Origin of the sequence: endosymbiont of Acanthamoeba sp. UWC8 (genome assembly GCF_000730245.1) — a bacterium.
Lineage (GTDB): Bacteria > Pseudomonadota > Alphaproteobacteria > Rickettsiales > Midichloriaceae > Jidaibacter.
Map to the genome: position 1 here is coordinate 1,228,873 of NZ_CP004403.1, position 13,403 is coordinate 1,242,275.

At 36.3% G+C, this 13,403-nt stretch carries 14 protein-coding genes; 2 read left to right on the forward strand and 12 right to left on the reverse strand.

The window, feature by feature from the left end:
* Positions 1–28: 28 nt before the first annotated feature.
* From fusA to rpsL, 3 genes are read right to left on the reverse strand one after another with little or no spacing between them, the layout of a single operon-like run.
* Complete coding sequence (gene fusA / locus I862_RS05950; RefSeq protein WP_038540062.1) at positions 29–2,128, reverse strand: elongation factor G; 2,100 nt, start codon at positions 2,126–2,128, stop codon at positions 29–31.
* A 19-nt stretch (positions 2,129–2,147) separates the two neighbouring features.
* Entirely contained in the window at positions 2,148–2,621 is a 474-nt protein-coding gene (gene rpsG, locus I862_RS05955) for a 30S ribosomal protein S7 (protein WP_038540065.1), read from the reverse strand.
* A 12-nt stretch (positions 2,622–2,633) separates the two neighbouring features.
* Complete coding sequence (gene rpsL, locus I862_RS05960; protein ID WP_038540068.1) at positions 2,634–3,005, reverse strand: 30S ribosomal protein S12; 372 nt, start codon at positions 3,003–3,005, stop codon at positions 2,634–2,636.
* Positions 3,006–3,216: 211 nt separating this feature from the next.
* On the opposite strand from rpsL, the gene parA reads away from it, so the two are divergent.
* The gene (parA, locus tag I862_RS05965) at positions 3,217–3,873 is read left to right on the forward strand and encodes a ParA family partition ATPase (protein WP_038541572.1); all 657 of its coding nucleotides are present in this window, start codon (positions 3,217–3,219) and stop codon (positions 3,871–3,873) included.
* 216 nt (positions 3,874–4,089) lie between these two features.
* Positions 4,090–4,614, forward strand: a complete 525-nt coding sequence (locus I862_RS05970; protein WP_038540071.1) for a shikimate kinase — start codon at positions 4,090–4,092, stop codon at positions 4,612–4,614.
* Between the two features lie 171 nt (positions 4,615–4,785).
* On the opposite strand, the gene I862_RS07930 is transcribed toward I862_RS05970, so the two are convergent.
* From I862_RS07930 to nuoF, 9 genes are all read right to left on the reverse strand, one after another.
* Complete coding sequence (locus tag I862_RS07930) at positions 4,786–5,424, reverse strand: type II toxin-antitoxin system RelE/ParE family toxin (protein ID WP_052646501.1); 639 nt, start codon at positions 5,422–5,424, stop codon at positions 4,786–4,788.
* Between the two features lie 421 nt (positions 5,425–5,845).
* Positions 5,846–6,640, reverse strand: coding sequence for a CAF17-like 4Fe-4S cluster assembly/insertion protein YgfZ (gene ygfZ / locus I862_RS05980; protein ID WP_038540074.1), 795 nt, complete (start codon positions 6,638–6,640; stop codon positions 5,846–5,848).
* A 76-nt stretch (positions 6,641–6,716) separates the two neighbouring features.
* On the reverse strand, positions 6,717–8,009 hold the full coding sequence (gene glyA / locus I862_RS05985) for a serine hydroxymethyltransferase (protein WP_038540076.1): 1,293 nt from the start codon (positions 8,007–8,009) through the stop codon (positions 6,717–6,719).
* Between the two features lie 55 nt (positions 8,010–8,064).
* Positions 8,065–8,499 carry a ribose 5-phosphate isomerase B gene (gene rpiB / locus I862_RS05990; RefSeq protein ID WP_038541579.1) on the reverse strand — a complete coding sequence of 145 codons (435 nt, stop codon included), beginning with the start codon at positions 8,497–8,499 and terminating at the stop codon, positions 8,065–8,067.
* 5 nt (positions 8,500–8,504) lie between these two features.
* Positions 8,505–9,038, reverse strand: coding sequence for an SH3 domain-containing protein (locus I862_RS05995; RefSeq protein WP_052646502.1), 534 nt, complete (start codon positions 9,036–9,038; stop codon positions 8,505–8,507).
* Positions 9,035–9,532, reverse strand: a complete 498-nt coding sequence (gene coaD, locus I862_RS06000) for a pantetheine-phosphate adenylyltransferase (RefSeq protein ID WP_038540080.1) — start codon at positions 9,530–9,532, stop codon at positions 9,035–9,037. Before coaD ends, I862_RS05995 begins: the two co-directional genes overlap by 4 nt.
* 155 nt (positions 9,533–9,687) lie before the next feature.
* A complete protein-coding gene (gene tsaE / locus I862_RS06005; RefSeq protein WP_038540083.1) occupies positions 9,688–10,104 on the reverse strand; it encodes a tRNA (adenosine(37)-N6)-threonylcarbamoyltransferase complex ATPase subunit type 1 TsaE in 417 nt (138 codons plus the stop codon).
* A complete protein-coding gene (locus I862_RS06010) occupies positions 10,104–12,065 on the reverse strand; it encodes a transglycosylase domain-containing protein (RefSeq protein ID WP_052646503.1) in 1,962 nt (653 codons plus the stop codon). Before I862_RS06010 ends, tsaE begins: the two co-directional genes overlap by 1 nt.
* 13 nt (positions 12,066–12,078) lie before the next feature.
* On the reverse strand, positions 12,079–13,371 hold the full coding sequence (gene nuoF / locus I862_RS06015; protein WP_038540086.1) for an NADH-quinone oxidoreductase subunit NuoF: 1,293 nt from the start codon (positions 13,369–13,371) through the stop codon (positions 12,079–12,081).
* Between the last annotated feature and the right edge of the window lie 32 nt (positions 13,372–13,403).

Consider the following 13,403-nt stretch of genomic DNA (forward strand, 5'->3'; position numbering starts at 1 on the left):
TTTTTATAACTCCTTTCTCAATATCAAACTAAGCTGACTTAGCAATTATTTCAGTTGCAACGTGTTGCGGTACATGTTCATAGTGGGCGAATTGCATAGTATATTGCGCCCTGCCTTGAGTCATAGATCTTAAGGTATTAACATATCCGAACATAGTAGCAAGAGGCACTTCAGCATTAATAACTTGCGCGTTTCCTCTAGCATCCATACCCAATATCCTGCCGCGGATACTATTTAAATGCCCTATTACATCACCCATAAATTCATCCGGGGTAATGACTTCTACTTTCATCACCGGCTCAAGTATAACAGGACTTGCTTTTGCTGCACCTTCTCTAAATGCGGCTTTCGCTGCGATTTCAAATGCAAGCGCACTTGAATCAACATCATGGTAAGCTCCATCAAGAAGAGTTGCTTTAAAATCTATAACCGGGTATCCGGCAAGTATCCCGCTTTGCCTAATTTGGTCGATACCTTTTTGAACAGCAGGTATATACTCTCTTGGCACGTTCCCGCCGACAACCTTACTTTCAAACACAAAGTTCTCACCTGGCTGCAATGGTTCAAACAAGATCTTAACCTTAGCAAATTGGCCAGCACCACCTGATTGCTTTTTATGAGTATAATCTATCTCGTAAGCTTTATTGATAGTTTCTCTATATGCAACTTGTGGAGCACCTACGTTTGCTTCAACTTTAAATTCACGCTTCATTCTATCAACGATAATTTCCAAGTGAAGCTCACCCATTCCCGCCAGCACAGTCTGGCCTGATTCATGATCGACCTTCATTCTAAGCGACGGATCCTCTGCTGCTAAACGCGACAAGGCTAAACCCATTTTTTCTTGGTCAGCTTGAGTCTTAGGTTCAACTGCAACTTCAATAACCGGCTCGGGAAATTCCATTCTTTCCAAAACAATAGCACTACCTTCTTCGGTCAGAGTGTCTCCGGTCGTAGTATTTTTAAGACCTGCAATCGCAACTATATCTCCAGCTTGAGCTTCCTTGATATCTTCACGATCATTAGCATGCATTAACAACATCCTGCCGACTCTTTCCTTATTGTCTTTAACCGTGTTAATCACACTGGTACCGGCCTTTAAAACCCCGGAATATATACGGATAAAAGTAAGCGTACCAACATACGGATCATTCATGATTTTAAATGCAAGCGCCGCAAATTTACCCTTAACATCAGCAGCAATCTTTATCTCTTCACCATTATTATCATTAATAGCACTAACGGGAGGAATATCAATCGGACTCGGAAGGTAATCAACAACTGCATCAAGCAGAGGCTGCACCCCTTTATTTTTAAACGCACTACCGCAAAGAACCGGCACAAATTTACCGGTTACCGTACCCTTTCTTAAACATTTCTTAATTGTATCTACGGAGATCTCTTCTCCACCCAGATAAGCTTCCATGGCCGCATCATCCATCTCTACCGCAGCCTCAACAAGCTTAACACGATATTCTTCAGCCTGCTCTTTCATATCCGCGGGGATTTCAGTATAATTATACTTAGCACCTAAAGACTCATCTTCCCAAACAATAGCTCTCATTTTAACCAAGTCGATTACTCCGACAAATACATCCTCAGAACCGATCGGAAGCTGAATAACCACAGGGGAAGCCCCAAGCCTATCAACCATCATATCAACACAACGATAAAAATTTGCGCCCGTTCTATCCATTTTGTTAACAAAACACATACGCGGAACACTATATTTATCCGCCTGACGCCATACAGTTTCAGACTGCGGCTCAACACCGGCCACTCCATCAAATACTGCTACCGCTCCATCAAGAACCCTCAAAGATCTTTCTACTTCAATAGTAAAATCTACGTGCCCAGGTGTATCAATAATATTAATTCTATACTTGGTTTTATCTTGCTCATCATCTTTCTGCCAAAAACAAGTAGTAGCCGCTGAAGTGATCGTGATCCCTCTTTCCTGCTCCTGCTCCATCCAATCCATCGTAGCTGCACCCTCATGCACCTCACCAATTTTATGCGACTTACCAGTATAATACAACACTCTCTCAGTGGTTGTGGTTTTTCCGGCGTCAATATGAGCCATTATCCCAATATTTCTGTAATTCTTAATTTCAGTATTCGAACTCATATATTCCGCCCCTTCCTAATTACCATCTATAATGAGCAAACGCCCTGTTTGCTTCAGCCATTCTATGCGTATCTTCTCTCTTTTTATAAGCAGCACCACGCTGATTTATTGCATCTAGAAGCTCGGCCGCAAGCCTTGTAGCCATTGTTCTTTCACTTTTTCTCTGCCTTGCAGCATTGATGATCCATCTCATAGCCAAAGCTGATTGTCTATTCTTCCTTACTTCAACAGGGACTTGGTAAGTTGCACCTCCAACCCTTCTAGACCTAACTTCAAGTAAAGGCTTTACATTTTCCAACCCTTTCTCAAAAGCTTCCGCAGGCTCAAGACTTAACTTTCCCGCTATCGACTCGACCGCTTCATAAAATATCTTTTCTGCTACAGATCTTTTGCCATCACACATCATGTTGTTTATAAACTTAGTAATAACAACACTACCGTATTTTGCATCCGGATTCACTACTCTTTGCTCTGCTGTTCTTCTACGCGACATATTTTCCTCTAACTATTTTGGTCTCTTCGCACCATATTTTGACCTAGCTTGCTTACGATTCTTAACACCTTGAGTATCAAGAACTCCACGAAGCGTATGATATCTAACACCTGGTAAATCTTTAACCCTTCCACCGCGAATCAATATTACCGAGTGCTCTTGAAGGTTGTGCCCCTCTCCCGGAATATAGCTAGTAACCTCAAAACCATTTGTTAGTCTTACCCTGCACACTTTTCTAAGCGCTGAGTTTGGTTTTTTAGGAGTAGTTGTATACACCCTTGTACACACACCTCTCCTTTGCGGACATCTCTCTAAAGCAGGAACCTTTGTTTTAACTGACTTATCAGTCCTTGGTTTCCTAATCAATTGGTTTATTGTTGGCATCTTACATCATCTCCATGCACAATATAATCTGATTATACTACTTAAATATATAAGTTAGTTGACGGATAATATTTATAACCATGCTTAGAGTCAAGACTTTTTTGAATGTTTACAAATTATTTAACAACTATTCCAACCTAAAGTGAGTTATTGCAATTTTAGTATAATGTTTATAATCTCTTATAAGATATTATTACTTATAGAGAATCTTATGAATGATTGCTGCACGATTACAATTTCACAACAAAAAGGCGGTAGCGGCAAAACTACTATAGCAGCACATCTTGCAGTAAGCTTAAGCCAAATGAATAAAAGGGTTGCGGTAATTGATATCGATCCACAGGGAAGCTTAAGCCGCTGGCATAGCATAAGGCAAGAAAGATACGGCGACGGGTTTACAGGTATTAATCTTATCTCCAAAGCTGGGTGGAAAGTTCAAAATGAAATCTTTTCTCTTAAAACGAAATACGATTATATTATAATAGATAGCCCTCCTCACAATGAAACAGATGCAAAAACAGCAATACGCACTTCAGACTTAGTTATTATACCTATGCAGCCAAGCCCTACCGATTTATGGGCAACGGATAACACCACTTCGTTTTGTAAACAAAATAATATTCCTTATCAAATATTATTAAACCGTGTTCCACCCAATTCTAAGATTTTACCGACTTTAACTAAAAATTTAGAAAACATTCTAAAAACCACCATTGGAAATAGAGTGGCATTCTCCTCCTCATTCTTAGACGGCAAATGTATTACGGAAACCCAACCGAACTCACCGGCCGCTAAAGAGATTAAGGAATTGGTAAATGAAATCATTACAGCCATTAAAATAATAAAATCAGGTCAAGTTGCGGTATAATCGATTCTTTAAACATATTTATCCTTTTGGTAATTAAAGAACAAAATTCTAAAACTTGATTATAAACAAATATTATTTATAATTATTTAATTCACACATCTTTTCTAAAGCCTGAATTTGTAATAGGCTATTAAATAGAAATTTATGTATAAAGTTTTAAGCAATTATATTTATGCTTAAAAATTTTAATAGAAATTCAAGGGGCATTGGAAGCACATGAGAATAAAAGTGACAAAACCTATTGTATTAGTCGGCATAATGGGAAGTGGTAAAAGCACTATCGGTAAAAAGCTGGCTAAAAAGCTACATATGCAATTTTATGATAGTGATCAAGTAATTGAAGAACGCGAAGGATTAAAAATAGTTGATATTTATGATTACCGCGGTGAAGAATACTTTAAAAAACAGGAAGAAAGTATAATAAAGGAAGTATTAAGATACGGAACTATCATTCTTTCTACCGGAGGAGGAAGCTTCGCCAATGAAGAAGTAAGAAATCTAATTAAAGAGAAGGCAATTTCTATTTGGCTTTATTCAGATATAGATACCATCTACGAAAGAATCTCGCGAAGAAATACGAGACCCGGATTAAACGGCGAGAATAAACTGGAAGTGCTTGAAAGCCTTATTGAACAACAATACCCTCTTCTTGAGCAAGCAGATATTAAAATAAATAGCGGAAATGCGGATGCGCATTATATAGTGGATAATATTTTAGTAAAACTTAAAGAACTTTGCTAAGTTATAATATTTATAATATATAATTATTGTTATTTCTTTGACCTTAAAAGTTGTTAAGCTACTTTATTCTTTCAACTTAACAATTTTTTAAGGTATAAAAATAAGTAAATAGCTATAAAGTATAAGTCTAAATTTTTTGTATATAAATTAATTACCTTCCTACTTATAAGTTTAAGTATCAGCTTCTATTCTAATTTTAAACCCTAAACCTTTTATTATAGCTCCAATAATGTCCAGCTTCGGATTTGCAGTGGGACATAATGCTTTATGTAAGCTTTGCCTATTAAGTTTAGTTTTCTCAGATAATTCCGCTATTCCCCCATGCACTACGGCTACCTCCCTTAAAGCGCGCAGAAAAATTGCCTTATCCCTATCTTCAATAAACTCTTCAAGTGCCGTTTCCAGATGCTGCTGTGCTTCCTTTTCCAACATAAGCCTTTCCAATAAAAGCTCATCATATTCGCGATAATAACTATAACCTTTCCTTTTAGTGTGCTCAGCCATATATTCCTTAGCTTGCTCAATAATACTTTCTTTCCTGGATAACTCTCCGCCGTAAAGTAGCAAAATAGTATCATTTTCTAAGTTGGTATAATAGATATAATACCCTTCTCCATAATTTATTTTAAGCTCAAATAGCCCGTTACCCAAATCTTTAAGATCTTTACACTTTTTGAATTTTACCCGATCCAATTTTCTTAAAATTTTAATTCTGGCTTTTATATCTTCGAGGCCTTCCAACCAATCAGTAATGAACTCTTTCTCATCTTTACCATAGATCTTAATAGTTCTTATACTTACTTTATCCATATACAAACCTCCAAATACACTAACCAAACTTTAGGTTGAGGAAGTGAAATAGTCAATAGTAATAAAATTAAGCAATCTTTTTTCTTTATTTTTAAAATACTTAAGAGTTATTTGCATTAATTTACTAATAATAAATCTTTAATAACGGCAACTAATGGCTCTTCTGGATTAAAATATTTATTTGTTATTATTTAACTATAAAAAAATTAAGTAAAATATGTAAAGTTTGTACCCCAAGCCTAACTCTAAGGTCATAGTATTAAAGCAACAATAAAAGCAGTTATATAAATTTACCAAATAAAAAAAGTGATATATAAAAAACATACCACCTGTACCGGTAGACTCTGAATCATAAAAATTTTAGTAATTAACAAAAGATTGCCGGCAGCATTAATAATAATGTTTTTTCCCTAATGGGTTATTAAAATATAACCCTAATATATGACTGGTTAGCTGTGAATAATAGATCTTTTGCTATTTCAATTTCTTCAGTTCTAAGTAACCCCAGTCCTTGGCTTCCAACAAAGCCTAAAGTTTGGCCAACTTTTTTCTCTCCTAAATATATATTTGTTTTAGGCTCCAATTGCTCCCCATCAATAACCTCAATTCTATATATGTTCTTTCTTACTACTCCTCTATAATGAGTTCTAGCTGTCACTTCCTGCCCGACATAGCAGCCTTTTTTATAATCAATTGCATTTAATTCATCTAAATGTAATTCCAAAGGGAAATAAGTACCTGAGTCAAGATCACTAACCATGTCTGGGATTAGTAGCTCCATTCTTTTTAAGTCATACTTCCTAATATCCAGAGGAGCGCCGATAAGCGAAATGGAAGGATTAATAATTGCCCTAAAACCTAATTCCGCATTCCTCGGATCCTGTAAAAAAAGATTGTTAAGCTTAGAAAAGCTGGCATAAATTTTATGGTCAATTAGCCGACTTATATTAATATCCGATCGTAATTTATAAACATTAAATTTCTTTACAATTTCTTCAACAAAAGGTTTCGGGCAATCAAGTAAATAGCTATTATCTCTTTCAATTATAAAAAAATCATATAAAAGCTTACCTTGCGGTGTTAGCATCAAAGCATAAATATAAGAATCAAGGTTAATCTTACCGATATCATTGGAAATAATACCTTGTAAAAACTTTCCCCTGTCAGTGCCTGAAATAGCAATTACTTCTCTATTCTCTAATAAAAAATATTCCATTAATTGCTGCCTCAATCTCAAATGAATCTATTTATAACAAAATCCCGGCTAATATTAAATTTATTTATTTAATATTTTAGTAAATCGGGAATCTTTCACATAAATTTTTAACTCGGATCCTTGTTTTTTGCTCTATATCAGAATTATCTTCAGGGTTGCTTTTTAACCCGTCAAGCACGTCTGCAATCATGTTACCTATCTCTTTAAATTCAATTTTACCGAATCCTCTGGTAGTGCCTGCAGGGGTACCTAGCCTTATTCCGGAAGTAATGGTAGGTTTTTCAGTATCAAAAGGGATTGAGTTTTTATTGCAGGTAAGATGCGCCCGTTCCAAACTGGCATCAGCCGCTTTACCGGTAAGTTTTTGCGGTCTCAAATCAACTAATAATAGATGGCAATCAGTACCCCCGGTAAAAATAGAATATTCTCTTTCAACTAATATTTCTGCAAGTGTTTCTGCATTATCTACAACGTTTTGCATATAATTCTTATACTCAGGTTTTAATGCTTCCCCGAAAGCCACTGCTTTCGCAGCAATTACATGCATAAGAGGCCCTCCTTGAATTCCAGGAAAAACTGCCGAATTAATTTTTTTAGCGATTTCTTCATAATTAGTTAAGATTAGCCCGCCTCGAGGTCCTCTTAAAGTTTTATGGGTTGTGGTGGTTACAATATGGGCAAATTCAGCCGGATTTGTATAGAGGTCTGCTGCTACTTGACCGGCAAAATGCGCCATATCAACTAATAAGTATGCATTTACTTTATCAGCAATCTCTCGACATTTTTTAAAATCAATAAATCTTGGATAAGCGGAGCAACCTGCAATAATTAATTTGGGTTTATGCTCCTTTGCCAAGTCTAACATTTTGTCGTAATCTATGTAGCCCGTCTCTTTCACTACATCATAAAAATAAGATTCAAACCATTTTCCGGAAATATTTACTTTTGATCCATGCGTTAAATGTCCTCCGGAATCTAAAGATAATCCCAGTATTTTATCTTTTGGCTCCAATAGTGCACAAAACACGGCCTGGTTAGCTTGAGAACCTGAATGCGGTTGCACGTTTGCGAACTCTACATCAAATAATTTTTTAGCTCTTTCAATAGCTAGCTTTTCAATCTCATCGACAAATTCACAGCCGCCATAGTAACGTCTTCCCGGATAGCCTTCGGCATATTTATTTGTGAGTATTGAACCTTGTGCCTCTAATACTGCACGGCTAACAATATTTTCTGAAGCAATAAGTTCAATTGAATCTTGTTGCCTTTTAAGTTCTTTATTAATAAATGAAGCAATCTCTGGATCGCAACTCTCTAATGGTTGTTTGAAAAAATTATTAAGAAAATTAAGGGATAAATCTTTAGGCATATCAGCCTCACTAAATTATTTTTTGTGAGTTTAATAATATTTCTTTAAAAGACAATCAAAGATCTATTAGTTTTTGCACTCTTTCTTTATGCCTGCCCTGTAAAAATTCCGTGGAAAGAAAAACATCTACCATTTCAAGTACATCCTTTTCCTGTAAAAACCTAGCTCCAAGCACCAAAACATTAGCATCATTGTGCTCACGAGCAAGTTTTACATATGAAGCATTATGGCATAGTGCAGCTCTTATTTTTGGGTTTCGATTGGCAGCAATCGACATACCTATTCCGCTTCCACAAACTAATATTCCGATTCCTCCCTCACAGGCGGCAACATTATCGCTCAACATTTTGGCAAAGTCAGGGTAATCTACGGATTGATTACTATTAGTACCCAAATCAATTAGCTTATATGTTTTGCCACTAAGATGTTCAGCTATCTTCTCTTTTAAGCTAAACCCTGCGTGATCCGCACCCAAATATATTTTTTGCATAACAATCATCCTATAATTTCTTCTTGGTAGACTCCCCAAAGATTAATTTTTTTAATCCAGCCTGTATATTCTTCAATTTTAATTTTACACCATTCTCTATCACATTTCTTAATATTCCCAATTACCCCAAATTCAACTTTTACAATAGGATGTGAGTTCTCATCCGGATATCTAAGTAAAATCATTTCTTGTTGCTTTAGCTTATATTTATCCAAGTTTAATTCAAATTTATTTCCTATAATGACCACGTTTCTACGACCGGTAATTAAATTCTCGTTAATCCAGCCTTCTGTTCCATCAATATCTTTTAGTTTTCTCCAATTTTCAAACTCAGCCACTACTTCCATCGGATATCCTTTTTTCAAATACGTCCATTTGATGGCATTCTTTATCCCTGCACCGTTTCTTAAATTAGATTTATTCGACTTCAAAACCACAAAACGCGGCAGCGGTAAACCGGTTTCTTTTCCGACCTCTCTTGCCAACACATTCAGGGGCAGCAAACCGGCTAATAAGCAAATAATTAAGAGTCTTTTCATTTCTTACTGTAACGTTCTTTAATTTTAGCTGCTATTTCCTCTGATACGAAACCCTTAAGGTTGCCTCCCAGCCTTGCTATCTCATTTACAAAGCTTGATGAAATAAAATGGCCGTTTTCGGTAGCAGGTAAGAAAACTGTTTCAATATCAGGCGATAATTTATGGTTTATATAGGACATTTGAAACTCATATTCAAAATCAGCCAAGGCTCTTAGCCCGCGAACTATAATCCTTGCTCCCTCAGCCTTAATAAAATCAACTAATAAACCTTTGAATGCTTTAGCCTTGACATTCTCAAGTTTCAGCCTCTTTAGCTCATAATTCAACATATCCACCCTTTCTTCAAATGAGAAATGAGTAATTTTTTTGCTATCCTGTGCAACAGCGACTATTACACCTTCAAAAACTTTGGCTGATCTTGCAATAATATCCAAATGCCCTAAAGTTACAGGGTCAAATGTGCCCGGATAAATAGCAATTTTGTTATTGTCCATTCTCTTATGGTTTTATTTATCTATATATTTGAATATACGGGGTTTTTATTATCTTTACAAGGCAGGCAATACATGTTGCAGTGCTATATTATATAATAAGTTTTCTCTTTTATGAAGATTATAAAAACAGACAAGCTCATAAGCAGATAAATAAACTAATTATTCACGGTAATTTTTCGTGAATTTTCATTTTCAGCAAACTCAATAAATATTTCAATTTTATTTTTTGGTAATATCTCTTCTATAATTTCCGGCCATTCAATAATTGCCAGCTCATTAAAAGCATCTTCGATACCAAGTTCATATACTTCTTCCGCCGTTTTCAATCTATATAAGTCAAAATGCCAAATTTTAAAATTTGGAGCGTTATATAAGTGTACTAAATTAAAAGTAGGGCTAGTAATTTCTAAAGTTTGATTTTGAACGATATGTCTTATTAAGCTTCTTGATAGAGTAGTTTTTCCGGCTCCCAAATCGCCCTTTAAGCAAACCGCCATTCCGGCTTCCAATTTTTGAGCAATCTTTGCAGCAAACTTATCCAGCTCTTCTAAACTATTTACTATAACTTGCATTATTTTTTCGTATTTTTTTCAATTATGCTATCTATGGTTTCTCCCTTCTCCTTTTTACTAAATACTGAAGATAAGAAGTTCATTATAGAATTTGATTTCTTTTCATTACCGGTATTCTCAACTTTTTTCCAAATAGTTCCATGACTTTTTTCTACATTTTTTTTCATAAAGCCTCTCCAGATCTCAGCAGGCAGTCCCCCGCCCATCACTCTTTTCATGGAGGTATTATCATCATTACCTACCCACACGCCAACCGTCAGATAATCGGTAAATCCGATAAAGCATGCGTCCCGATAATCTTGCGTAGTACCGGTTTTACCGAATACTTCAGTTCCTGCCAGATGAGCTTTTTTACCGGTTCCGTTTTGAATTACTTTAGCAAGCATATGTTTAATTTGCTGATTAGCTGAGTCTGATATAACTTTTTTATATGAATTATTTTTATTTAAATATAAGATTTTTCCGCTTCTATCAGTAATCTTTAGTACTGCATAGGGTTTAATGTTATATCCCCCGTTTGCTACTACCGAATATGAGCCTGATAGATCAAGCAAAGAAGTTACTTCCGAGCCCAAAGCGATACTCGGTAGGTTTTTCATCTTATCTTTTATACCGAGCTTGCTTGCGGTATTTATAACTTTTTCTCTACCCAAATTCTCTGACAATTTTACCGCAACCGTATTAATAGATTTAGCAAAGGCTTCTTCTAAAACAACTTCACCTAAGTATTGCCGGTTAAAATTTCTCGGCGACCATTTATTTATTTTAATTGGTGAATCAATTACTATGCTTTCTTTACTATACCCGTTTTCTAAAGCCGTAAGATAAACAAAAAGCTTAAATGCCGAACCGGGTTGCCTTTTAGCACTTGTAGCTCGGTTGAATTGGCTTTTGTTATATGAGACTCCGCCAACCAAGGCAACAATCTCCCCTCGCCTATTTATGGCTACTGCTGCAGCTTCGGAAGCATTGAATTTGCTTTTAGCATTTTTCATATTTTCCAATATTGTTTCTTCCAGCTTTTTTTGTAAATTTAAATCTAAAGTTGTATAGATTTTTATATCCTGATTATTAGCAGTAATATAGAGAGGTAACTGTTCAATCACATAATCGGAGAAATAAGGATTTTGTAAAGCACCTCTGGAATTACCTCGCTCCATAATTAAAGGAGGAATAGCTTTCTTTATATCCGTATGAGTAATATAATTTTCTTCTTCCATAGCGGATAATACTTGTTTTGCACGTTTTATTGATAGCTCATGGTTATTAGCAGGCGCGTATTTGCTCGGCGCTTTAAGCATACCGGCCAATATCGCAGCTTCATACAAACTGACTTTTTCTATATATTTACCAAAATAAAATTTTGCTGCCGCATCAACCCCGAAGTTTCCTTTACCTAAATAAACCCTGTTCAGGTAAATACGTATTATCTCTTTCTTGCTATATTTTTTTTCCAGCTTAATTGCAATCAACGCTTCCTGGATTTTACGTTTAAAAGTTTTTTCAGGGGTTAGAAAAGCAATTTTTGCTAGCTGCTGGGTAATGGTGCTTCCTCCTTGTACAACTTTTCCGGCCTTCTTATTTCTATAAACTGCACGTATTATTCCCCAAATATCTACCCCATTATGATCAAAAAACCTTCTGTCTTCGATTGCTACCACAGCTTGAATTAATGTTTTTGGGATTTGCTCGAATTTTAAATCCCTTCCCTGCAAATCTCCGTAGTTAGCTAAAATCCGGCCATTTCTATCCAATACCGTAAAACTCGGCTGTTTTTTAAATTCATAAACTTGCGCTATATTAGGCAAATCCGAAGAATAGTAGGCAATTATTAAAAAAGTCAAAGAAGCACATATTAGAGAAATAACAAAGCCCACTTTTAAAAGAAGAACTACAGCTCTTTTTCTAATACTCTTTTTGCCGGAGGCTTTCTTTTTATATGGCTTTTTCTTTTTAGTCATTTTTATGAGGAATCTATGCTACTTTCTTATGTGCTTTTTTATACTTATTAATTCTATCTTCAATTTCGCCTCTGAAATGTCTGATCAATCCCTGAATCGGCCAAGCAGCGGCATCCCCAAGTGCACAAATCGTATGACCTTCAATCTGCTTGGTTAAATCAAATAATTTGTCTATTTCTTCAATATCAGCTTCACCCTTAACAAACCTTTTCATAATTCTATAAAGCCATCCGGTTCCTTCGCGACAAGGCGTACATTGCCCGCATGATTCATGCATATAAAACTTCGATAACCTGGCAATTGCCGCGATTATATCGGTTGATTTATCCATTACTATTACGGCCGCAGTTCCAAGCCCGCTATTTACCGCTCTCAAACTGTCAAAATCCATTAACACTTCATCACAAATATTTTTTGGCAGCAGCGGAACCGATGACCCGCCCGGAATTATTGCAAGCAGATTATCCCATCCGCCTCTTACTCCGCCAGCATGCTTTTCTATCAATTCTTTAAGCGGTATTGACATAGCTTCTTCAACATTACACGGCTTATTTACATGGCCTGAAATACAAAATACTTTAGTGCCTGCATTATTGGGCTTTCCTATCGAAGTAAACCATGAAGCACCTCTTCTCAAAATAGTCGGAACCACGGCAATGGTTTCAACGTTATTTACCGTGCTCGGGCACCCGTATAAACCGACCGCTGCGGGGAATGAAGGAGGCTTAAGCCTCGGCATCCCCTTTCTTCCCTCTAAGCTATTAAGTAATGCAGTTTCTTCACCACATATATAAGCTCCCGCTCCTCTATGTAAAATAACATCAAAGTCATACCCTATACCGCAAGCATTTTTGCCGATTAACCCGGCTTCATACGCCTCATCTATAGCTTGCTGCAAAACTACCGCTTCATTATAATACTCACCACGAATATAGATAAATGCAGCTTTAGCTCTAATTGCAAAGCCTGATATTAAACAACCCTCAATCAACTTATGAGGTTCATTACGTATAATATCTCTATCCTTGCAGGTTCCCGGCTCACTTTCATCAGCATTAACCACCAGATAAGAAGGCCTGCCGTCCGGAGTAGACTTAGGCATAAAAGACCATTTTACTCCCGTGGAGAAACCTGCACCACCTCTCCCTCTGAGCCCTGAGAGTTTAACTTCATCAATAATTTGCTCCGGGGTACTCTGTAAAATTTTCTTGGTATTATCCCAATCGCCTCTTTTTTTAGCTTCTTTTAAAGTAAAGGAGGACTCTCCGTAAAGGTTGGTAAATATGCGATCTTTTTCCTGCAACATTTGTAGATGTATGATTTTTATAACCTAATATT

Coding starts and splice junctions, on each gene's coding strand:
- fusA (WP_038540062.1), bottom strand. CDS start 2,128: ATGAGTTCGAATACTGAAATTAAGAATTACAGAAATATTGGGATAATG.
- rpsG (WP_038540065.1), bottom strand. CDS start 2,621: ATGTCGCGTAGAAGAACAGCAGAGCAAAGAGTAGTGAATCCGGATGCA.
- rpsL (WP_038540068.1), bottom strand. CDS start 3,005: ATGCCAACAATAAACCAATTGATTAGGAAACCAAGGACTGATAAGTCA.
- parA (WP_038541572.1), top strand. CDS start 3,217: ATGAATGATTGCTGCACGATTACAATTTCACAACAAAAAGGCGGTAGC.
- I862_RS05970 (WP_038540071.1), top strand. CDS start 4,090: ATGAGAATAAAAGTGACAAAACCTATTGTATTAGTCGGCATAATGGGA.
- I862_RS07930 (WP_052646501.1), bottom strand. CDS start 5,424: ATGGATAAAGTAAGTATAAGAACTATTAAGATCTATGGTAAAGATGAG.
- ygfZ (WP_038540074.1), bottom strand. CDS start 6,640: ATGGAATATTTTTTATTAGAGAATAGAGAAGTAATTGCTATTTCAGGC.
- glyA (WP_038540076.1), bottom strand. CDS start 8,009: ATGCCTAAAGATTTATCCCTTAATTTTCTTAATAATTTTTTCAAACAA.
- rpiB (WP_038541579.1), bottom strand. CDS start 8,499: ATGCAAAAAATATATTTGGGTGCGGATCACGCAGGGTTTAGCTTAAAA.
- I862_RS05995 (WP_052646502.1), bottom strand. CDS start 9,038: ATGAAAAGACTCTTAATTATTTGCTTATTAGCCGGTTTGCTGCCCCTG.
- coaD (WP_038540080.1), bottom strand. CDS start 9,532: ATGGACAATAACAAAATTGCTATTTATCCGGGCACATTTGACCCTGTA.
- tsaE (WP_038540083.1), bottom strand. CDS start 10,104: ATGCAAGTTATAGTAAATAGTTTAGAAGAGCTGGATAAGTTTGCTGCA.
- I862_RS06010 (WP_052646503.1), bottom strand. CDS start 12,065: ATGACTAAAAAGAAAAAGCCATATAAAAAGAAAGCCTCCGGCAAAAAG.
- nuoF (WP_038540086.1), bottom strand. CDS start 13,371: ATGTTGCAGGAAAAAGATCGCATATTTACCAACCTTTACGGAGAGTCC.